Below are 21308 nucleotides of genomic sequence, written 5' to 3' on the forward strand. Positions count from 1 at the left end.
ATCGTTGTTTATCACTCAAGCGCCCATGATTGGGCGCTTTGTGAAAGGTAAGGATATTATTATGTCAGTCAAAACATTCAAAAGAACTTTAGCGGCGATGGCGCTTATGGCGGCCTCTGTTATGTCCTCTTCCGCTTGGTCAGACGACTTACAACAGATCCGTGATCGCGGAGTGTTGCGCCATATTGGTGTGCCGTACGCTAACTTCGTTTCTTATATTGAACAAGGTGAAGTGGAAACCTTGACTGGCTTAGATGTAGAGATAGTAAAAGGCTTTGCCAAGTCGTTGGGCGTTAAGTACCAATATGTTCCAGCTCAGTGGAGCGATATGATCGGTAAGCTGACGGGCCAAGATGTTCAATACCATAATAAGCAAGCCGTCGTGGGAGAAAGTGTTCCAATCGAGGGGGACTTGATCGCAAATGGCGTTACCATTCTTGACTGGCGTTCTGAAGTTTTAGACTTTTCACAAGATTACTTCCCGTCAGGTGTTTGGTTAGTTTCCAGAACAGATTCCACGCTGAGTCCGATTAAACCCAGTGGTTCGGTTGATGAAGATGTAAAAACCGTCAAGCAGCTTATTCATGGTCGCGAAGTGTTAGCGTTGGAGCACTCTTGCTTGGACCCTAACCTTTATGACTTATATGACACAGGCGCAAAAGTCATACTGCCTGATGGGGCTCGTCTTCTTAATGAGATGGTGCCAGCGATAATGAAAAATGATGCGGAAAGCACATTACTAGACGTCGCCGATACGTTAATTGCATTAGAAAAATGGCCAGGTGAAATAAAAGTCATTGGTCCAGTATCCGAAAATCAGAAAATGGCTGTTGCATTCCGGAAAAACTCGCCGGAATTACGCAAAGCATTTGATCGTTATTTAGATTCAATAAAGAAAGATGGAACCTACGAAAAATTAGTAAAAAAATACTACCCATCTATTTACTACTTTTATAACGATTACTTCATAGAAGATAGTAAGAAAATCCGATGAAAAAGGCCGTTAAAAAAATATCCAGTAAAAAATTTATTGCAATAAGCGCAATATTAGTCTCTATTTATTTAGCTATGCTTATTGTTGTGACAAGTTTGGGGCAAAATAAATTAAAAGAATCCCAGCATAGGGAACTCGGTTTAAAAGTAAAAAGTTACGCAAGCACACTCGATAATTTATTTACCATTGCTAGTGAAGATGTTGATAATTTATCTACAGATAAAACAGTACAAACATTCTTTGCTAATTTAGCCTCTGGCATGTCAATGGAGTACGGATTAGGAGCGAGTTTAATTAACTTGAAGCGTCGTTTCGATGAAAAGATAGATGGTAAGTTAATTAATAGCAGCCAAATCTATAAAAAGCTCACACTGGTAGGCAGTGATGGCACAACGATTGTCACGACGGGCTCTGAAGACAACATAGAGCATAAGATGGATATCCAAACCTTAATGACTCAACATGGGCATCCCGAAGAGGTTTGTGCAACTCGATATAACGACGACGTGCGTATTCAAGTCATCAAGCAAGTTAAGTTCTCTGGAAAGCCAGTTGCCTTTCTAATTGCAGATCTCAATAAAAACATTGTTATTGATCAGCTCACTAATCAAGAGCACGAAGACAGTTATAGCCGGATGGTGCTCAAAATAAAAGACGTTGAGATGGTCGTATGGGATACAATAAATAAAACGTCTTCTCATAATAAAGATGAGAATTATTTAATATCTGAAGCCGTTGATGGAAAGATATATTTTGAAGTGCCTGTTGAAAAACATCACTTCAAACTTATGGCTTGGTTTGAGCCTTTGAGTGAGCGAGATATTTTCACATCACGGATCTTCATTCTCGGTTTGAGTATTCTTGCTGTTATGGTTGTTATTGCGCTGTGTTATGCGTTCATTACAAACAATAATAGAATTGAATTGAAAATTAAACTTGAAGAAGAGAAAAAGCGAAAAGACATTCTTTCTCAACAGAACCAAAAACTAACTAACGAAATTGAACGCCGAAAAGCGTCTGAAAAAGAACTCGCCTTCCAAGCTAAATACGATACGTTGACTAACTTGCCTAATCGCAGCTACGGTTCTGAGAGACTGGCTTTGGAGTTGATTAGAGCGTCACGTAGTGGTTCAAAAGTATTGGTCATGTTTATTGATTTAGACCACTTTAAGCAGATTAACGATTCAATGGGTCACTTTGTTGGCGACGAGATCCTTAAACTTAGTGCTCAACGACTGCATCAAGTCGCGAGAAAAACAGACTTACTGGCGAGAATTGGTGGGGATGAGTTTTTATTAGTGATTCCTGACTTGCCTGATAATGACACCGCGAAGCGCGTTGCTTCAAGCGTGCTTTCGGCGTTTAACGATCCATTTGTATGGAACAACCATGAATTCTTCTTGAGTAGCAGCGTCGGAATGTCCGTATTTCCGGATGATGGAGATAATGCCGAGCAGCTCCTCGCGTGTGCTGACATGGCGATGTATCGCGTGAAGCAAGATGGACGCGATGCCTTCTGTTTTTATAACCACAATATGAACCAAGACTTGCAACGCTATTTGGATTTGGAAAATCGACTAAGAAATGCCATCTCTAGTCAATTACTAGAGTTGTATTATCAACCTATTATTGAGCTGAGCAGTGGTAAAATTGTTGGCGCAGAAGCGTTAATGCGTTGGAATGATGAGAAGTACGGATTCGTAAATCCTGAAGAGTTTATCTCTATTGCTGAGAAAAATGGCTTGATTCATCAAATTGGTGAATTCGCTATCCAGCAAGCGTGCCGCCAAGCGGCGCAATGGCAAAATCTGACGCCGCTGTTTGTTTCTGTGAATTTCTCCAGTGTTCAATTTAGGTATTGTGATCGCTTACTTGCGTTTATTAAGAAGAGCCTTGAGGAATCTGGTCTTCCATCAGATAAGTTCGATATTGAGGTGACAGAGAGCCTTCTCTTTAACCACGACTCAGAGCTATTAGACATGCTCAATAACTTAAGAGCGTTAGGCACTAAGCTTACCATCGATGACTTTGGTACTGGTTATTCTGCGTTGAGTTACTTACAGAAATTTCCGTTCGATCGCCTTAAGATTGATCGCAGCTTTATGCAAAATATGTTCGAAAACGACTCCGATCGTGAGCTCGTCAACGTGATCATTGCAATGGCGAAAGCGCTGAACCTTAAGATTGTCGCTGAAGGCATTGAAGAACAGCGTCATGTCGATTATCTAAAAGACTTAAACTGTGAGTTCGGGCAAGGTTTCCACTATAGCCGCCCGTTACCAGCTAAAGACTTTGAAGCACTACTTAAACAACCAACTGGGCGATAACTCCTTTTATTACAATATTATAGGAAAGCATTAATTGAATTCGTGCCTTGAATTCATTAATGCTTTTCCACCTTAAGGGATAATCCTTCTTCCTTCCTTGAATTACACTACAATTAATTGATGAGTCATAGCCCGTGATGCCCGTCACATAAAGGCTCAACCTAATTCTAAACGAGTAAATACTCGCCAAAATAACCAGGAAGGAATTTCAAATGTCTTCTGCATTCTACCAACAGATTCAGCAGCAAATTGAAGAAGTGAAGGCTGAAGGTCTTTACAAATCAGAGCGCGTAATCACGTCTCAGCAGCAAGCGGCTGTTAAAATCTCTACCGGTGAAGAAGTATTAAACTTCTGTGCAAACAACTACCTTGGTCTTGCTAACCATCCTGCGCTAATTGAAGTGGGTAAAGCGGGTATGGACGAACACGGCTTTGGTATGGCTTCAGTACGTTTCATCTGTGGTACTCAAGACATCCACAAAGAGCTTGAGCAGAAGTTGTCTAAGTTCCTAGGTAAAGAAGATACGATTCTTTACACCTCTTGCTTCGATGCAAACGCAGGTCTGTTTGAAACCATTCTCGGTAAAGAAGACGCAATTATTTCAGACGCACTAAACCACGCGTCAATCATCGACGGTGTTCGTCTATGTAAAGCAATGCGCTTCCGTTACTCAAATAACAACATGGAAGAGCTAGAGCAACAACTGATTGCTGCGAAAGAAGCAGGCGCACGCCACATTCTTATCGTTACTGACGGCGTGTTCTCAATGGACGGCGTAGTGGCGAACCTTCCAGCTATTTGTGACCTAGCTGAAAAATACGGCGCACTGACCATGGTTGATGACTCTCACGCGGTTGGCTTCATGGGTAAAACGGGTGCAGGTACGCACGAATACCACAACGTGGTTGACCGTATCGACATCATTACAGGTACGCTAGGTAAAGCAATGGGTGGCGCTTCAGGCGGTTACACGTCTGGTAAAGCGGAAGTGATCGACTGGTTACGTCAGCGTTCTCGTCCATACCTATTCTCTAACTCTGTTGCACCAGCAATCGTAAGCGCTTCTATCCGCGTTCTAGATCTACTAGAAGAGAGCGGTGACCTACGTGACCGTCTATGGGAAAACGCAGCACACTTCCGCGCACGTATGGAAGCTGCTGGTTTCACAATGGGCGGCGCTGACCATGCGATCATTCCAATCATGTTAGGTGATGCGAAAGTGGCAGCAGAATTTGCTGAGCGAGCACTAGAGAAAGGCATCTACGTAATCGGCTTCTCATTCCCTGTGGTACCAAAGGGCCAAGCGCGTATCCGTACTCAAATGTCAGCAGCGCATTCTCGTGAGCAGCTAGATCGTGCAATTGATGCGTTCATCGAAGTTGGTAAGGACATGGGTCTTATTTAAGACTCTAGGTCCTAGATAATAGGGCCTTTAATGAAGGTTACATTATGAAAATTAAAGCATTATCAAAGCTAAAGCCTGAAGAAGGCATCTGGATGACTGAGGTTGATAAACCTGAAGTTGGCCATAACGATATTCTGATCAAAATTAAGAAAACCGCTATCTGTGGTACAGACGTACACATCTACAACTGGGACGAATGGTCACAAAAGACAATTCCAGTGCCTATGGTTGTCGGTCACGAATACGTGGGTGAAGTGGTTGCGATTGGTCAGGAAGTTCGTGGCTTTGAAATCGGTGACCGCGTATCTGGTGAAGGTCACATCACTTGTGGTCACTGCCGTAACTGTCGTGGCGGTCGTACTCACTTGTGTCGCAACACGATCGGTGTGGGTGTAAACCGTGAAGGCGCATTTGCAGAATACCTAGTGATTCCTGCATTTAACGCGTTTAAGATCCCTGACGAGATTTCTGACGATCTAGCATCGATCTTCGACCCGTTCGGTAACGCGGTACACACTGCGCTTTCTTTCGATCTAGTCGGCGAAGACGTGCTCATCACTGGTGCTGGCCCAATCGGCATCATGGCCGCCGCAGTTGCGAAACACGTCGGCGCTCGTCATGTGGTTATCACAGACGTAAACGAGTACCGTTTAGAGCTAGCTCGTAAAATGGGTGTAACACGCGCAGTAAATGTTGCTGAAGAGAAGCTTGAAGATGTAATGGCTGAATTAGGCATGACAGAAGGCTTTGACGTAGGCCTAGAAATGTCTGGTAACCCAGCGGCATTCAACTCAATGCTAACCACAATGAACCACGGTGGTCGTATTGCATTACTCGGTATTCCACCATCAGATATGGGCATTGATTGGAACCAAGTGATCTTCAAAGGCCTAGTTATCAAAGGCATCTATGGTCGTGAAATGTTCGAAACATGGTACAAGATGGCTTCACTGATTCAATCTGGTTTGGATCTATCACCAATTATCACGCACCACTACAAGATTGATGACTTCCAAGAAGGCTTCGACGTAATGCGCAGCGGCATGTCAGGCAAGGTTATTCTTGACTGGGAATAGGGTGTGGTAGGGTTAAAGTGATCTTGTTTCTATTAACCAGGCTACTGGTTATCCGAACAGGTGAATGGTAAAGTTAGCCTCTTTTTGCCCGTTAAAATGTCCCATATTTGTCCCATAGACAGGTAAACTGAAATAGAAAAGTGTCCCATAGATTTATGGGACACTTTTTGTATTAAGTTTATGAAAGGTTTAGATTTATACTTATCTTCATACTCGTTACTTGGAATTTTTTATTCTCTCCTTAGCCCTATCTAGCTCGTTCCATACACGTTCAGACTCATGTTTATTTGCTTGTTTTAACCATTTTCCATAAACCTTAGCAATCATTGTGGCATCTGCATGCCCCATTTGATCAGCCAAATAACTAAGGTTTATGTTGCAATAGGTAATCAGCCAACTAGCATAGGTATGACGAAGCTGGTAGGGCTCTCTATAGTCTATGAGCGCTTTTTTACATATGGACTGCCAGATTCGGTGGATTGCTCTATGGCCATAATAATTATGGTTTGTACCTTTAAACCCTCGATCTGGATAAGCGGATCGGCGGATGAGGAGAGTGCAACTCTCGAAGTTTACATCTTCCCACGCCAAAGCCGCGATTTCACCTGTTCGTAGTCCAGTATGAACAGCAATTGTAATCAAATTTTTATGCTGAAGCACGTTACAAACTGCTAATGCTCTTTCGATTTCTTCAAATGAATAGGGCGTTGCAACTCTTTTATTCTCCTTAACTTTTTTAAGGATCTTAGATAGGTTTAACTCGACATAGCCCATCTCGTATAGCCAGCCCAAAAAGTGGTTTACAGAGGTTATATGGTTATTAACGGTTGTCCCAGATACCCCCTTAACAAGGCCTTTTTGATACTTCTTCAAGCTACGCTGGTCGATAGTTTCTATGAGACGCTTGGGGCCATGAGACTTGGAAAACCCCTTCAATGCTATTTCTATTCGGGCAATTGATGAACGGTAGTTGTATAGCGCTTTGTCCTCTAGATGCTCATCTATTGCTTCCCTCAGGGTGATGTTTGCTACTTTACCTGTGGCATGTTTCGAGTTCGGAAAATACTGACCATAATCGAATTTGCCTGTTTTGATAGCATATACTACTGCCCCACGTAAACCTGCTGCATGTTTAATATTCTGCGTAGTTGCTTTAAGTCCTAAGCTCTCTTTGTAGCGTTTGCCATTGAGGTTAAAAGAGATTCTTAGATAACCACCATGAATCTCGACTCCGGTTGGTACCTTTGCTTTTTCTACTGGTTTCTGTGCCATAGATTCCACTCCTCTATATCTACCATCCAAGTTCCATTGACCTTCTTAAAAACAGTTGAAGGATAAACGCCTTCATGAATACGGTTTCGCAGCGTCTTAGGGGAAAGGCCAATGAGTTCAGCGGCCTTATTCAGCGTAATAATGTCAATGTGAGTTGTTCTAGCAACGCTCATATCGATCTCCTTTTCATTTATGCAAAGCAAATATGCATTGCAAGAAGTTGATGGGAGTTAGAATACGAAGAGGTTTTTAGCCGACAAATACGCTCTAAATGAGAGAAGTACTTGATGTTAAAGTGCCACGTATCAGCCGTTGTTTTTACTTAGAACTCAGGCTGTTTTTTCGCTTCTAACAGCCCTATAAGCGAAAACTTTTTCGGTATAGAGCCGCTATGGGTGAAAAAGCACAGGAATGATTGGCTAAATGTCTGAAAATTAACAATTAAAAAATTTAAAAAAGATTGTAACAAAAAGTGTATTCCTCTTTTTTGAGTCAGTTATGCTTGCCAGTGAAGTGAGAGGTTCACCTGAACTGTATAAATTGTTAAATGGTAAGGATCTAACCGATTTTAGAATATTGAATGACTTCTATGTTTTATCGGGCTTTTCGTAACGTTGAACTTGTTCATAACTGTCATGATTTAGTCGTCGATGAAGTCTTGGCATACAGGAAATAGGAATGGAATTAACACGGGCGAGCCACGCTATTGGTAACAGAATTTCATAGATTTCTTTTTCGCTTATATAGCTACACAAAACCAAAAAGGTGTTAGCTATGAGTAATCAAATCGATCAAAACCAACCTGAAATTAAACCAGAACCAGAAAAGGTTCTTAGTTTGATACAGACTAAGCTTGCCGGTTTAACTGGAACCTATTTAAAGCTGTTGCAGTTTAATGATAGTAAGTTGAACACACATCAGAAGCTTTTACTCACGAACCTTCTACTGAGCTATTTATTGCTGCTTAAGCAAAAGGACCTTGAAAATACCCCATTTCTCGAAGCGCTGAGAGTAACTCTCGAGGAATTTGTTCCTCTACTGCCTCAACTGACGGCAACTGCACCAGCAGGTTCATGTCCAATTGGTTGTTTTCTATTCGAACAGATGAATCGCAGTAGTGCTGAAGGTTATAGCGGGGCGTTGAAGAATCCAGAAATGGTCGTATTTTGTGTTTCATTGTTTGTCCAAAATGCAGTTGAACCCAATATAAGAAAGAAAAAATATTATCTCGAAAGTTTTAAAAAGCAGTCAAAAAAGGGGGCTGACCTTCGAACTATCTATCACCCTATATATCACACATTTCGAAATTGGATGGTTAGACAAAAGCCTGAGTGGCTTGATCTTGTCACCGCTACCCGTTTATCACCGCAACTGATTACAAAGCTTCGTTTAAGTTACTGTGTTTTAACACCAAACGATACAGATGTATTTATGTCTTACGTCATCTCGCTTCTAAGCTCTAATGTTCAGGATAAGCGTAATGAAGGGATAGCCAGAAGTTTGCTGCTTTTAACGGCTCTAACTCCCGATGATTTGGGTAAGTTAGTTGTTTCGAATCAATTAGCTGAAGAGCAGGCAGGTATATGTCTCAATCTAGGGATATATCGAAGGTGCGATTTACTGTTGGAAGGTTCCTATTGCAGAGCTAAACACTCATTAACGGAAAAGTATTATGAAACACATAGTCATTGGGTTGATCTGCCATTAGTTGAAATTGTCGTCTTGGCTTTAAGAGCTTGGCTCGAGAGTGAAGGGCAGCGCGAACTGAAACTTTCGCAGTTAGGTGATCTGAGTAAATTGACTGGAGAGTCTCCCAAATGGCTTATTAGTCAGATCCCTAGTCGTAAACATTGGGGTTCAACATATCAACGCTATCTTGGGTTTTGTGCTCTAGAAAGTAGGGTGGGCGGGAGTTATGCGTCACTGATTCTTTCCAATAAAGTATTCAATAACCTCCATACACACTTTTACTCTAGTGCTTTGGTATCTAAGTCTCAACAAGTTTATGCCGAATGTATGTCTGTGTTGTTTAAATCACCGGTGCATTTTAGCTGTGAATCTGAGTCGGTTTATCATGGTGATGAGTTTTGTGTAAAAGGGAGTTTCATCAAGGCTGGTCTTGAGCAACTAAAGTTGAAAGTAGAAAGCCATTGTGGGGAAGTAAACCAGGCCGAGTCCCCTAAGTTATGGCGAAAAAATGTGGCATCAATGCATGAACTTAAAGCGTTCTACAACCACTTTACTCTCTATACATTTGCATATTTTGCGTTAAACGTGGCTCTTAGAGCGACAAGTAATATTTCTCAGTCCGTTGTTATTGATTTAGAACGTCATTTTTCGGTTATTTGTGAGAAAGAGGTCAAGTCAGATAGGCCAGAGCGATATATACCCTTAGATCGGGAGTTAAGTCACCAACTCGCACAATGGCAATATCTTCGTAACTACATGCTCAACAAGCTGAATATAGATCATGAAGTGATGCCTAAAATCCCACTGTGGTCTGATGGGCAGTGGCAAGACCTATCAACTCGGCACCTGATAAATGAAATATTCAATGATTTAACTATTAAAGGGGATGTTTTTCGCCACTTTATGGCAAGAAGCTTAATTGATAACAGTAAAGCTCGGTTGGCACCAGGCATTTTAGGGCACGAGTCTCTCCGACATCATTCTGTTGGTCACTTTTCTTTGGGCACAATTTCGGATAGTGATAAAAGCACAGCGATAACTGAAATATTACAGGATAATGGGCTTCGAAATTTTGAACTGGTCTCGTACGCGACTGCACTTAAAGCGGAATGGAGTCATAAAGAGTATGACTATAAGGTCGCTTTGAAACGATATTTATCATCAGAGTCGAAAGTAGTAGCTACTCGCTATCAGTTGAGCGAGTTAGCGTCTTCAGATGAAGAGAGTACATTGCTCAACTTTGTTTCTGAGGTGATGAGTAGTACATGCTATTCAACTTCCGTTTCAAAGGTATTCAATTCAATTGAACGGCATTGTTTATCTCGATGCACTTTAGAGCTAGGGGCTGGGCGGTTGTATCAATTGCGATATATTGAACAATTAGTGTTGAAGAGATATTTAGGTTGCTGGAAAGTGATGTTGCAAGTGCGAATGAAAGAACTTGTTGCACTATTTGATCATGTAAAAGGCGTTCAAACCCAGCCTGTCTTTTCTGCTCATGTCAATGCCCTAGCATTTGACAGTATTGAAACGACCAGCCTCCCTCAGCATAGAATAGAAAGCTTACTGAAAGGACATTCTCGAAACGTAACTGACGTATCTGAACCATCTAGTACTAGTTGGCCTCGAACGCCAGTTTCAGACTTTTCAGATACCGCTCTGGAAGCAGAGATTACACAGTGGATTGACGATATTGAAGAGATTCAGTCTACCGGACGGAATATTGCGGTTAAAATTCGTTTGTCTTTGCTCAAGCTTCTATATCGTTATCTCAGTGATGTAGAAGAGCTCCAAGGGGAGCTTGATGAACTTGAAGCTCAGGTGAAGAATAAAGAACGTATAAAGTTCTGTGACAATGACTTTTTTAGATTTTTGCAAACAATGCTTCCTGAACAAGTCGCCAATGTCTATGCCTATTGTTGGTATTTGACTTATCAAAAGGGTAGAGGGAATCGTAAAAATTATGCTTTAGGGACGTTTAAGCGGCATTGCCCAATATTTAAAGCTTACTTGAGAGCACATAAGGAACAGAGTAAAGAGCTTGATGCGGTAAGTGTCAATGAGTATTACCAACGAATGAAAGCACTGACGCCCACCAGTAGCTATTCGTCATTACATCTTTGGTTTAAAGCGATGAATGCTGAAAAAAATGTGCCTATGCCGGGTGAACAGGCTTCAAATGTTCAGCAGAGTGTATCAAACACAATGTTGCTTCAGCATGAGTATGATGACGCTCTTGCTTTGATAACGAATGCCACGGAAATAAATGAAGGAGATAAACTGGATTTAGCATGCCAGTTGATTTTGATGTTTAAACTTGGATACCGAAATCAAGAGGTCACTCACCTTAGAATCGCGGATATGGCGGATAGTCTTACCTATCTGTCTCTGTGCAAATATCCAGGATATACACCGAAGAGCCCTGCAGCTAATCGCTGTATTTTTGCCGAAACAAGCCTTTCGACACTAGAAAAAGAAATTGTTACTCAAGCGTACCAGAGAGCTGTTAAAACAGGTTCTAACTACCTAATAGCTTCTCGCACGAGGAGTGAGCATGATGCAATGTCCTATAGACTTACTCGCTTGCTAAAAGATGTGTCTGGTGAGCCGTTGATGCGACTCTATGATGCGCGAAAGGGCTATGTAAATTATCATTACTTGATGCTTAATCAAGTTTACTTGCCCTCAGTACAACGGTATTTTTCTGCCAAGAACCAATCTGATATGGCGTTGATACGCGAAGCCTGGCTTGATGCCAATTGCTCACCCAATCACAGAGATTCAACCGCACTCTATGCATTGGCAGTGAGTGCTGGACATAAATACGAAGCAGGACTGGTGAAAAGTTACGTGCATACTTCATCGTTAGTCGTTGCCATGCATCAACAAGATAGCTTTGAATTAGGTGATACATATTGGTGCATGCAGGTTGGATTAAATCGGGCTCACTACACAGTAACAAAAGTAACCAAAAACTCTCCCGAACGACACTACCAATCGACCTCTATTCTCATACCGAGAGTCAATAAGTTGATTCAATTAGAGGCACCACTGGAGCATCGCTTTACGCATTTCCTCAAGCAAATGGAAAAGGAGAGTAATAAGCCAGTCTATGACATTAATTTTTTCTCACAAAGCCTATTCGACCTAAAAGATGTTGGCTTCAACTATTCGAATAGAAGGAAATCTGCATTCACAAATGCAGGAAAAAAACGGTGTTTAGATGCGTGTTCGTTGTTGATGCCTCTTCCGTTTGATGCTCTCCTAACCCTAAAAGAATCTTGGTTTTTGATTCATCGCTTTCGTGATGGACTTATTCACTCTCAATATCAGCAATATCGGAGCAAGGCTGATAATGCGTTGAGTCAAGCAGGGTTGAGCCGAAAGTCAGTGTGTCATTTCAAGAGTGAAGTGCGAGGGGGGGAACAGTCGCAATTGGTTTGTCGCTTTGATGAGTTTTGTTTGGCTTTGTTATGCGTAGTGTCATTTGGTAGGGGTAGCACAGAAGCTTAGATTTGTCCAATTTAAGCTTTTCAGCACAGGTCGATTAAGGAAATAGGTTTTCGCTTATTAGTGATGAAATTCATTAATAAAAGGAAAGCCTTATGGAATATTCAATCCGACTTACACTGCTTTTAGGTTATAAACTTCTGCTAAATCAAGTGTCTGAGGAGGACATCGACTTAGTCTATGGACTGCGCCGAACCTTACGTTTGATCTTGCAAGATGTCTTTGGTCTGAAGGAATTCGAACTTGGTTTCGATTTTGAATTGGGTAAATTGATAATTACGAATATCACTTTCAAAACTGGGCGCCATGCTTCTCAAGATGAGTTGGAGCAAAAGTTCAATGATTGGTTCTTGGAGCTAATTGAACGTCGTCGTAAATTAATGGATATCGTTTATGGGGATTATGATGATGTTGAAAGGTGTGCTCTTGTTGAAGAGTGTCTTGCGGATACCTCGCCAGAGCAGGTTGGTAAGAATTATGATTACCTTAAACGCCATACTTTGTTAACTGAAGACGGTGAACTATCAAGCCCACCGTTTGAAAATCAATATGTTGTTTATGTAAACCAGGTTGAGGTTGTTGAAAATGTATTTTCTGGCAAACATCACTTAACACGCTCAGAGAACAAAGGTACAAAATTTGTGGAGACTAATAGTAAACTAAATGGCGTGCCTTATTGTTTTGAAGCCCCTGATGATTTACCAGAAGACATTGAGTTTGAGCCAATTAGTTCAGAGGAGTTTGACAGTGCTTTTCGTGAAGCAACTCATGGGGGGCACGCTCTTGTCTTTCGAGGTATCGTGGCTACAGCAGCGTTTACTGGTGAGCCCAAACGTTTTTACGTTCAATCAGTACATACAGTGACACGTTAAGAAAGTCAGTGACCTTCCCCCAATTGAGCCTGATACGTTGTATCAGGCTCCAATTCACTCGGTACTCAATACCTTCTCTTCAATCCATATAGAGAATGTTGGTTTTACTAACTCCTAATTCGCCACATATCGTGAATTTGAGGATCGGTAATGGGTTCGCAGCCTTCAATACCTTATCGCGCCGTCAAATTTATTTTGAGTTGTTGGCTATTGGTAATAGGTGAGTTTTATGGGGGGGCATATTATTAAAATAAAAAGCTTCGATACTTAACTGGCCCAACTGTAGTGGTTCACTAAAACTGGCCGCTGATATAGAGTTTTTCCATATTTTATTTATGTGAACAAGGCAGATACTGATGGCATTCGTAACTCAGAAACACCAAAAATAATTTATAAATCACTCACTATAGCCCTTGCATTCGCCATTAAAGAAGTTCACTCATTTCTGGCACACTGTCGGCTTGCTCTAGCAAGTATTCACACTCTATTTGGATGAGTGAGACACATAGCTCTATGTGTTCACGCTCTCCATCATCGATTCCTTGAGCCTCGGTAAGTTCAATCGCTTTCATCAGGGCATTTTTTATAGCCCCAACGGTTTCTATCATTATGGAAGCCATTTTGGTACCTGAATAGCCAAGCAGAGCGCCGAATTCAGCTAGATCATAACTGGTGATAGGACGTTTGAAGTTGCCTTTCGGTGGGTTTTGAAAGTTTTCGCTTTCCCAATCTCCTATCGACATTGCAAAATATTGAGGGATACTGGCGGCACGACCCTCATCAGCAGACAATTTACCGCTTCGTAAGTTGCGTTTTGCTCCCTCTAGAGCGATAGCTTCTATGTTTACTAAGTCATAAAAAGGGGTAAGTTCCAGGCCTTTAGGGGTGACGAAGAAGCTAATATTTTTACCATGAGCATCGTAGTTTAGCGTTGCTAGATTAAAGAGCATCCATTGGGTAAGCTTTAGGTTGGTAATTACCGTATCTATGGTTTTGACGCTCAGTAGGCGTGGGAAAGAAACGCCATCACGCATATATACGCCATCGCCTTCATCCCCATTCTGACGCTCGTATTTGTAACCCGGAGGTAAGCCAGTTGCCTGACAGCCATCAATAACATGTTTTCGTTGAACGACATCACGAGCATCAATATAGGCACGATCGAAGCGCTCTATGATCAGTGTCCTAGTCTTCCCAATGCGAGTTAAATCAACATGAGCGACGTCCACACCTACTAGCTTGGCTAATGTCATACAAAAGAACTCATTAACAGCAATACATGGTGCTTTACCGCTTTCAAACTTCAGAATGTAGTTCGAACTTAATTTGCCTTCACCAAACCCCCATTTATCACCACGCTTAAGTAAGTTTAACTTGTTTTGAACACCCGCAACCGAAAGGCGAACCTTACCGTCCCAGTACACTAATGGCGCTAGATTTCGCTCTAGTCGTTCTATTAGTTCATCATCACGCACAGGTCTAAAACTAGTTTCTTGAGGTTCTGAGTCTGGAACTCGAAAAGACAATGCGCCAGATGTTTCCGCACCAAGCTGGCGAATAAGCCCGAATGTATTGCTTTTGGAGATAGTGGTGCTTTGTATCATCTCTTCAAAGGCTTCTCCTTCAGGGAGGAGATTTCTGAGGTAGTTCTCGATACTACGTGGCGAAGCCTGATCATCGAAAGGGATGTGTGGCGAAATTGGAAAACCCGCGTGTTTCCATTCATCTTCATAGATGAATGAGAATTCTGTCTCTGTTCCGACAGGAAGAGTCAAACAACCAATTTTAGTACTCGTACCGATAAACACGTCTAACCGTTGTAACTTACTCATACCAACCGTCCTCATTGTTTCTCACGCTGTTTTCAACTTGGGAGGCTATTTGGCTATGTGGACGAACAAATAGGTTTAAATCAATAAGGCGTAACGACAGCCCTAAGATATCCATGAGGACGAGCACATTGGCAAAGGTGACGCTGGTATCGCCTTTTTCTACCTTCATGACTGTTTTACGAGATAAGTTGGCCCTTGAAGCGAGATCATCAATACGCCAGCCTCTGGCGGTGCGCTTTGAGCGAATGGCAGACCCCAGTGTTTCCATACTGAACTCGGTATTCAAATCAGGCATAGGTTGTGCCTTTACCATCTTACCTTTTTTCATAAGTGCCTTTTAATGTACTTTTGCTACTATTGGGTTTGCTGTGATACATAAGTCCACTATAACTCACTTTTATAGTGGCTGTATAAGAAACTCTTTAAAAGTGTAATTTAAGTAACTTATGATTGATTTGCTAGTTGCCTGTTCGTTCAAATTAGTGGCAAACTGTTTTTGCTACACTGGAGTAAGCGTGTCATAAAATCACCATGTGAAAAGAACAAGGTTCTAGGCAGCAATGAAAGCTAAAATTGAGAAGACCTGTGATGGTGAAGCTTTCTTCAACATTCCAGAAATGTCCAAAAGCTTCTTACAAACGGAGTACGTTTTATAACTATGAATCTTCTGCTATAAAATTTAATTGTTGTAGTGTGCTGTCAGACTTGAAAAGGCCCGCTATATAGAAAAGATCGTCTTGCAGTTGTTCATTCTCCGTCGTCCCCAAAACTTCAGCAGGACTAGCACCTAAATCTTCATCATGGTTAATAAGCCATATATATACACCGTAATCGTTTAGCCCTTCCAGAAGTTGGCAAAGCCTCGGCACTGAGGGATATACGGTATGGGTGCTAGGGTTAAACTGAAACTCAGGTATTAGCGCAACGTCAGGATCATTAAAGTAGAACACGAATAACTGCTTCTCTTGTTTTGCTTTGAGTAGAAATGCTGATGGATTAGTAGATGCGGCTCCACCTAAGTATTTGGCTGCTTGTGTCTCTGTGAGTAGAGGGAAACGTTTTATTTCTTCTTCGAAGGGTTCCATCGCGTGCTCCTAATGGCAATTGCTCTATCAACATTACTCAGTCTAGAGCATTGCGTTTACAGACTCCAATAAGCGATATCATTGGGCTTCTTTGCTGTCCTTGTTTGTTGGATTACCTTGGTTTTGCGGCTGAATCAGATCGCGCTCAATAGGTTTTGTTCGAGAGCTCGGAATTTTACCAAGCTCTTTCATTGCTCTCGCACGGGCTAGTGCAGCTCTTTGTGCTAATGTCGCCAATTTCTTCTCCTCATATCATATTTAGAGATCAGAAAATCTAGAATGTTAGTTTTACTACCATTGAATCTGAAATATAGCGTTGATTTTAGGATATTGAATGAAACCAAGCTACTTCAATCCTTTTTGTTCCGTTAAATTAGTTTTCAGTTGTTTGGTTCTGCTTCTTGGCCAAGTTTTACTACCCATCATCCCTTAAATATTTACTCCCCTAGCATCTAGATTTCTGACACTACAAAGTGAGCGTTTACCACTGTGTATTTCGTCAGAACTACGATTCTCAAATCTCTCACAATTCTGAATGTACTTTAAGGTGTACCTTTTGGAACACTGAAAACTTGTCGGCTCAAAGTGTCCATTTACTCTTCATTTCACTAATAGGTCATGTTCCTGAATGTGGCCGGACTTTTGTTACATAGCGAGGGCAAGAAAATGGAAATTGGGTATGCAAGAGTGTCAAGTGATGATCAGACACTTGATCTGCAAGTTGAGCAGTTAACAAAATTTGGCTGCGAGAAAATATTTGAAGAAAAAGTGAGTGGAAAATCTGCTGACCGGGAAGAGTTGAATAAATTGCTAGATTTTGCTCGTGAGGGTGATGTTGTCCATGTTTGCAAAGTTGACCGTCTCGCTCGAAATACGATAGATGCTCTGCAGATTGCCGATACGCTAAATAGTAAAGGTGCGGGCCTGATTGCTCACGATTTAGGTGAGTTGGATATTAACTCTGATATCGGTCGAGTGATTTACACAACAATCGCTGCATTTGCTCAACTAGAGCGCAAGCGGATTTTGCAGCGATGTGCTGAAGGAAGAGAAAAAGCCAAAGATGAAGGTCGTCATTTAGGAAGGTATCCAGACTATGAGCTACACAGGAAAGTAAGAGAGTTGCATCGAAACGGAAAGAACAAGCGGCAAATCAGTATTGAGTTGCAATGCAGCCGCACAACCGTGTACCGAGTTCTATCTGGTGAAACGCGAGAAGGAGGGAGAGCATGAATATCCCACACTATGCAAAGCAGATAGCGCAATACATTTCAGTCGAACGTTGGGTATTCGACTGGAATGAGGTTAAGAGTGGGGAAGATCTATCAATCTACCGCCACTTCGTGAGTAATCTATTTTCTGACGAAAACTCAATCAGTACCCATCAACGGGTGCGGTTGATGTTAGGGTTAGAAAAGAAGATCGCTGAAGTGTTGATTGACTGCCGTACTCATAGCGAGGCAATACAGTCAGATGTCATCGAGCTCGTCTTTATCGGTCATATCGAGATCTGTCTAGATACGAATACCGATTTGTGATGCACATAGCTTTGATTCAAAAGATTCTGCCGAGCAAATCAGCAGAGTATATTTTAACAAGAGCATGATAGTGTGGCTCAATGGCTAGCTGTATTTGTGGAAGCATATACTCTGGCCGTTGAGCATTCCTCTCTTTTAGGCCCAGATTCAAAATCTCTAAGGTGACTTTATCCAAGTCCCAATAGAGCCGGCTGAGTTGATGACTCGCTTGTTTCGGCATTTGGATATGGCTCGAAATGTAGGTGGATAACTGGCCTCTATAACGGTACCTGATACTTCCTTCTGTCAGCGTGATGAAATCCGACTTGTTGATTATCGAAATGATCCAGTTTGCTGTGATGACACTCACTGGGCTAATTCGTGTAATTGCTGTGTGGTGTGAAGGGGGTGTTTTAGTCATACATACATTCCTTGACTGGGGAAATACCATTATTGTCCGACGTCGTTCTTACCCGACAAGAAATGTATGTATTTGTTAGAAGGCCTAGTTAAACCACTTCCCACCATGTTTTTTATACAATGCATACACTAACGAACATATTTGGTTTTGAACCAAAACTCTTAGGTCTGCACGAGTTAAGTCGGGGTGGCTAAAGCAAAGTATCGTAAGACAACAAAGGAGTGTTGGAACGGTGCTGAGAAGGTGAAGCTCAAGCTTTGTACTCTCGTGCCCAGCCCTTCCGATCTCTAGAGCATCTCCGAATTGTTGGTAATACTCTCCTTCTAATTGCCAAGCATCTTCGATGGTCAGTAGACCTTCATTTTGAGCAATTGTTATAAGCAAAATTTCTGTCGTGACAGAAGCAACATAGTTGAGATTCATCGCACCATCCTCGTGAGCAGTTGATGCTGGTATTGTGTGGTTGATTCTAGAGCCGACAAACACTCCAGCCCTAGAATATTTAACCCTGTTATGTAGCATTGTTTAATCTACTTACTGATAAAGAACGATTAAATCGTTGGCTATTTTTAAAACGAGATAGCCAAGTATGGAGATTATTTTCATCACATATAGGCTGTGCGCCCATGGTTTCCAGGTAAATCGTAAAAGTGCGTACCTGCGAATCAGTCATATGCCATAGGTGAACATCCGCCCATCGTTCTCGTTTGATGAATGCTAGGAGCCCTTGAGCGGAGTATTCCTTTGAGCGGCAATAAGGTGGAAGAAGTTGATTTGGCTCACCTAAGCTCTTTTTATCTATTTGGGCTCTATTAATGGATGGCATATTTTGGCTAGGTAGTTTGCTTGTTTCGACTGGGGGATTGCCGTTATTGACTTTGGAATTGCCGATTTTACTGTCAGGTAGAAGGTGGTTTTTGCCCATGTCCTCAGTAGAGACGTCTTGCTCTTTTGGTGCTAGTGGCTTTGGTATAGATGAAAGAGTTTGTCTACTTAGCAAGGCGCCTTTAACTGTTAGCTTATAGACAATGTGGTTACAAATTCCGTGTTTAACGGTAGCGATTACCCCTTTATTAATGAGAGATTGGCGGGCGTTAGATATCTTAGTCTTTCCGCAAGCAAATTCCCTAGCTAATCGTACGCTGGAATACATAACAGTCTTTTTGAAGTCTGAACGGTATTTCAGCTGATTGAATATCAGTGCTTCAGTAATGGAGAGACCGGCACCTGTGACTAATTTAGGAAAGAAGCGAATGACACCACACATTTCTGATGAATTTGGCTTGTCTTTCAATTCAGCCAAAATTAAATCTATATCAGCCGAGTCTATTGGGGCGGATGATTCTAAGCCTGCCAAAGTAGCGATCTCACCCAGTTTAATTTCAATGGTATTACGTAGCCCAATACCGTTGGATTGCACACTCACAATCCCTAACTCCTTTAATTTTTGTTTAGCCGTTTTGTATTCGCTTTGGCTAAGACCAAGTTGGTTAAAAGCCTCCATTGCCCCAAATGTGATTTGATGGTGTTCAGGCTTGTTGAGGTACAGCAACTTTAGTAAATGAGAAAGCAGGAGTACGGCGTGGCATGACATACCATTAATGGTACTTAGAGCCGTATAAAAAAGAGTAAAAGTGTTTACTGTCTGTTGAATTGTGTCATTGCTGTGTTCCATTTTGAGATACCTTTTTTGATTGGGTATCTCTATAAGCGAAAACATTTTTTGATATTTTTTGCTTTTCCAGTGAGCAATAAACTCTACATTGAAGCTTCTCTTTACTTGTAATTTCAAGCCTACCGAGTCGTTTCGGTCATCCATTCGATACTTTTGTTGATCCCCTTTGATGTCTAACCACGCTCGCCTTGAGGTTTTCAATAATTCTGATTCCCAGTTCGGCAGGAGTAATAACCTCAACAAGAGTGGCGTTTAGCAGTAGAACTTAGTTTTACTAGTTAATGATTCGATTAACACACTTATTCGAATCACAATTTGATTTGAATAATGTGATCTTGCTAATCAAGATATCGATATGTGGGCAGTGATGGCATTCGTGATCCAGATAAGTTAGCAGACCTACCGCGAATCATCATTTAACTTCGCCAATCGAACTAGGGTGTTTGGAAAAATCTGAGGTAGAGCGAAGTACGTGATATGTTATGATTTACTGAGTTAAGTAATCGGTTTCTATGAAAACTATATAACCGACAAGTCGTCCGTCTCATATAGCCTTAAGCTCGCTTTGAGGTTCTCAATAACGCTGTTTCTTAGCTCAATGGGAGCTATAACTTCAACTATATTGGCGTTTTTCATTAGCCACCATTCAAAGGTATGGCTGTCTCGTACTTCGGCCTCTACAGTTGTGAAGTCATCATCTTGGTGAAGGATCTTTTGTGTCGGCGAGAGTAGCGTCTCTTCAATCAGGTGAAGCCCTCTATAGTTCTCAATTTTCAACGTGACGGTTTGCATATCTCCACCAGAGAAATGACGAGCGTTTTGTTCGACATACTCTCTGACATTAAATTCTCCTAGTGTCTTGGTACTACTGAAGCTGGCTTTTAGGGTGTGTATTCGGTGCAGGGCGAAGGTCCGTTTTTCGTTTGGGTTATTTGGTAGCATCCCAACTAGATAAAAGCTATTGCCGTGAAGAAAGAGCCCGAGCGGTGTTAGAGCATAGGCCTTTGGTTCAACCGCCCCGCGCTTCTGGTAAGTGAACTCAATATCTTTCTTATCCAGCAGCGCTTTCTCAATCAACTTAAAGAAATCCCCATCAACCATTGGAGGCTCAAGAGGGAGTTCTCGTTGAAAATAACAAAAGCGCTCACTCCATAATTTTGTCTGTTTTGTATCTTCTTGCTTGAGTGAAGAAAAGATAGCGTCTACATCAGCGCGTAAAGTCGGTGGCAGCATTGATTTGATTTCTTGTTCAATCACTTGCAACGAAACGACGGAAGACATGCCATCTGGCTTGACTGGGTGGCGGTGTCCCTTGGCAACTTGATAGCGATAGGGGCGAGACTCATCAAGAACCTCAATACTGACATTGTCGGCAGTGACTTTATTGATACAGCGTTGCACGCTACGAAGTTGGCTTTTTTCATCAGCGTTCGAAGGGAGGAGCTCCGCTGAAACGAGCATATCTCGCAAGTCCAGGCTCGAGACGGTGTCTGGATAGCAGGGGATAGATTCTAAAACCTTTTGATAACGGAGGATCTGCTTACTCATCGTTTACTCCAATTTTCTTTTAGCGACACTTTTTGTCGCTTAGATAATTAGTATAGCGTTCATAGACAGTAATTAGGAGCGCAA

The 21308-nt window shown here is 41.8% G+C and carries 16 protein-coding genes and 1 pseudogene; 8 read left to right on the forward strand and 9 right to left on the reverse strand.

The annotated features are described in order from the left end of the window. Positions 1–61 precede the first annotated feature (61 nt). The 4 genes from ACHFJ9_RS06195 (at position 62) to tdh (ending at position 5803) form a co-directional block, all read left to right on the forward strand. On the forward strand, positions 62–994 hold the full coding sequence (locus ACHFJ9_RS06195) for a transporter substrate-binding domain-containing protein (RefSeq protein ID WP_395354260.1): 933 nt from the start codon (positions 62–64) through the stop codon (positions 992–994). Next, entirely contained in the window at positions 991–3321 is a 2331-nt protein-coding gene (locus ACHFJ9_RS06200; protein WP_047009591.1) for a putative bifunctional diguanylate cyclase/phosphodiesterase, read from the forward strand. Before ACHFJ9_RS06195 ends, ACHFJ9_RS06200 begins: the two co-directional genes overlap by 4 nt. Before the next feature lie 212 nt (positions 3322–3533). Continuing rightward, entirely contained in the window at positions 3534–4727 is a 1194-nt protein-coding gene (locus tag ACHFJ9_RS06205) for a glycine C-acetyltransferase (RefSeq protein WP_395354263.1), read from the forward strand. 44 nt (positions 4728–4771) lie between these two features. Further along, positions 4772–5803: an L-threonine 3-dehydrogenase gene (gene tdh / locus ACHFJ9_RS06210; RefSeq protein ID WP_005394871.1), complete on the forward strand. Its 1032-nt coding sequence runs from the start codon at positions 4772–4774 to the stop codon at positions 5801–5803. Positions 5804–6019: 216 nt separating this feature from the next. On the opposite strand, the gene ACHFJ9_RS06215 is transcribed toward tdh, so the two are convergent. Further along, positions 6020–6196, reverse strand: a complete 177-nt coding sequence (locus ACHFJ9_RS06215; protein WP_395355343.1) for an integrase — start codon at positions 6194–6196, stop codon at positions 6020–6022. A 207-nt stretch (positions 6197–6403) separates the two neighbouring features. After that, positions 6404–7075, reverse strand: a pseudogene (locus ACHFJ9_RS06220) (Arm DNA-binding domain-containing protein); the annotation flags it as partial. A 774-nt stretch (positions 7076–7849) separates the two neighbouring features. Between ACHFJ9_RS06220 and ACHFJ9_RS06225 the strand changes: the two are divergent. Together ACHFJ9_RS06225 and ACHFJ9_RS06230 are read left to right on the forward strand one after the other, a co-directional pair. Next, on the forward strand, positions 7850–12277 hold the full coding sequence (locus tag ACHFJ9_RS06225; protein ID WP_395354265.1) for a hypothetical protein: 4428 nt from the start codon (positions 7850–7852) through the stop codon (positions 12275–12277). Positions 12278–12369: 92 nt separating this feature from the next. Next, positions 12370–13146, forward strand: coding sequence for a hypothetical protein (locus tag ACHFJ9_RS06230; protein WP_395354267.1), 777 nt, complete (start codon positions 12370–12372; stop codon positions 13144–13146). 425 nt (positions 13147–13571) lie between these two features. Here ACHFJ9_RS06230 and ACHFJ9_RS06235 read toward each other — a convergent pair whose 3' ends face one another. From ACHFJ9_RS06235 to ACHFJ9_RS06250, 4 genes are all read right to left on the reverse strand, one after another. After that, positions 13572–14978, reverse strand: coding sequence for a HipA domain-containing protein (locus ACHFJ9_RS06235; protein ID WP_395354269.1), 1407 nt, complete (start codon positions 14976–14978; stop codon positions 13572–13574). Continuing rightward, entirely contained in the window at positions 14971–15306 is a 336-nt protein-coding gene (locus ACHFJ9_RS06240) for a multiprotein-bridging factor 1 family protein (protein WP_395354271.1), read from the reverse strand. Before ACHFJ9_RS06240 ends, ACHFJ9_RS06235 begins: the two co-directional genes overlap by 8 nt. Positions 15307–15634: 328 nt before the next feature. Next, complete coding sequence (locus ACHFJ9_RS06245; RefSeq protein ID WP_395354273.1) at positions 15635–16063, reverse strand: hypothetical protein; 429 nt, start codon at positions 16061–16063, stop codon at positions 15635–15637. A 78-nt stretch (positions 16064–16141) separates the two neighbouring features. Next, positions 16142–16300, reverse strand: coding sequence for a hypothetical protein (locus ACHFJ9_RS06250; RefSeq protein ID WP_395354275.1), 159 nt, complete (start codon positions 16298–16300; stop codon positions 16142–16144). A 429-nt stretch (positions 16301–16729) separates the two neighbouring features. Here ACHFJ9_RS06250 and ACHFJ9_RS06255 point away from each other — a divergent pair, with 429 nt between their 5' ends. Further along, positions 16730–17296 carry a recombinase family protein gene (locus tag ACHFJ9_RS06255; protein WP_395354277.1) on the forward strand — a complete coding sequence of 189 codons (567 nt, stop codon included), beginning with the start codon at positions 16730–16732 and terminating at the stop codon, positions 17294–17296. Beyond that, positions 17293–17601, forward strand: coding sequence for a hypothetical protein (locus ACHFJ9_RS06260; RefSeq protein ID WP_395354279.1), 309 nt, complete (start codon positions 17293–17295; stop codon positions 17599–17601). The genes ACHFJ9_RS06255 and ACHFJ9_RS06260 overlap by 4 nt, the downstream gene beginning before the upstream one ends. A gap of 484 nt (positions 17602–18085) precedes the next feature. Here the strand turns inward: ACHFJ9_RS06260 and ACHFJ9_RS06265 are convergent, their stop codons facing one another. The 3 genes from ACHFJ9_RS06265 to ACHFJ9_RS06275 all read right to left on the reverse strand — a co-directional run bounded on the left by ACHFJ9_RS06265 (position 18086) and on the right by ACHFJ9_RS06275 (position 21224). After that, positions 18086–18424, reverse strand: a complete 339-nt coding sequence (locus tag ACHFJ9_RS06265) for a hypothetical protein (protein ID WP_395354281.1) — start codon at positions 18422–18424, stop codon at positions 18086–18088. An 88-nt stretch (positions 18425–18512) separates the two neighbouring features. Next, on the reverse strand, positions 18513–19820 hold the full coding sequence (locus ACHFJ9_RS06270) for a hypothetical protein (RefSeq protein WP_395354283.1): 1308 nt from the start codon (positions 19818–19820) through the stop codon (positions 18513–18515). 375 nt (positions 19821–20195) lie between these two features. Beyond that, a complete protein-coding gene (locus ACHFJ9_RS06275) occupies positions 20196–21224 on the reverse strand; it encodes a helix-turn-helix transcriptional regulator (RefSeq protein ID WP_395354285.1) in 1029 nt (342 codons plus the stop codon). Positions 21225–21308 lie beyond the last annotated feature (84 nt).

Source organism: Vibrio sp. D3 (assembly GCF_043995865.1).
GTDB classification, from domain to species: domain Bacteria; phylum Pseudomonadota; class Gammaproteobacteria; order Enterobacterales; family Vibrionaceae; genus Vibrio; species Vibrio diabolicus.

What these genes read in the sequence shown, in the direction of transcription:
- ACHFJ9_RS06195 (WP_395354260.1), top strand. Translation starts at nt 62, where the DNA reads ATGTCAGTCAAAACATTCAAAAGAACTTTAGCGGCGATGGCGCTTATG.
- ACHFJ9_RS06200 (WP_047009591.1), top strand. Translation starts at nt 991, where the DNA reads ATGAAAAAGGCCGTTAAAAAAATATCCAGTAAAAAATTTATTGCAATA.
- ACHFJ9_RS06205 (WP_395354263.1), top strand. Translation starts at nt 3,534, where the DNA reads ATGTCTTCTGCATTCTACCAACAGATTCAGCAGCAAATTGAAGAAGTG.
- tdh (WP_005394871.1), top strand. Translation starts at nt 4,772, where the DNA reads ATGAAAATTAAAGCATTATCAAAGCTAAAGCCTGAAGAAGGCATCTGG.
- ACHFJ9_RS06225 (WP_395354265.1), top strand. Translation starts at nt 7,850, where the DNA reads ATGAGTAATCAAATCGATCAAAACCAACCTGAAATTAAACCAGAACCA.
- ACHFJ9_RS06230 (WP_395354267.1), top strand. Translation starts at nt 12,370, where the DNA reads ATGGAATATTCAATCCGACTTACACTGCTTTTAGGTTATAAACTTCTG.
- ACHFJ9_RS06235 (WP_395354269.1), bottom strand. Translation starts at nt 14,978, where the DNA reads ATGAGTAAGTTACAACGGTTAGACGTGTTTATCGGTACGAGTACTAAA.
- ACHFJ9_RS06240 (WP_395354271.1), bottom strand. Translation starts at nt 15,306, where the DNA reads ATGAAAAAAGGTAAGATGGTAAAGGCACAACCTATGCCTGATTTGAAT.
- ACHFJ9_RS06245 (WP_395354273.1), bottom strand. Translation starts at nt 16,063, where the DNA reads ATGGAACCCTTCGAAGAAGAAATAAAACGTTTCCCTCTACTCACAGAG.
- ACHFJ9_RS06255 (WP_395354277.1), top strand. Translation starts at nt 16,730, where the DNA reads ATGGAAATTGGGTATGCAAGAGTGTCAAGTGATGATCAGACACTTGAT.
- ACHFJ9_RS06260 (WP_395354279.1), top strand. Translation starts at nt 17,293, where the DNA reads ATGAATATCCCACACTATGCAAAGCAGATAGCGCAATACATTTCAGTC.
- ACHFJ9_RS06265 (WP_395354281.1), bottom strand. Translation starts at nt 18,424, where the DNA reads ATGAATCTCAACTATGTTGCTTCTGTCACGACAGAAATTTTGCTTATA.
- ACHFJ9_RS06270 (WP_395354283.1), bottom strand. Translation starts at nt 19,820, where the DNA reads ATGGATGACCGAAACGACTCGGTAGGCTTGAAATTACAAGTAAAGAGA.
- ACHFJ9_RS06275 (WP_395354285.1), bottom strand. Translation starts at nt 21,224, where the DNA reads ATGAGTAAGCAGATCCTCCGTTATCAAAAGGTTTTAGAATCTATCCCC.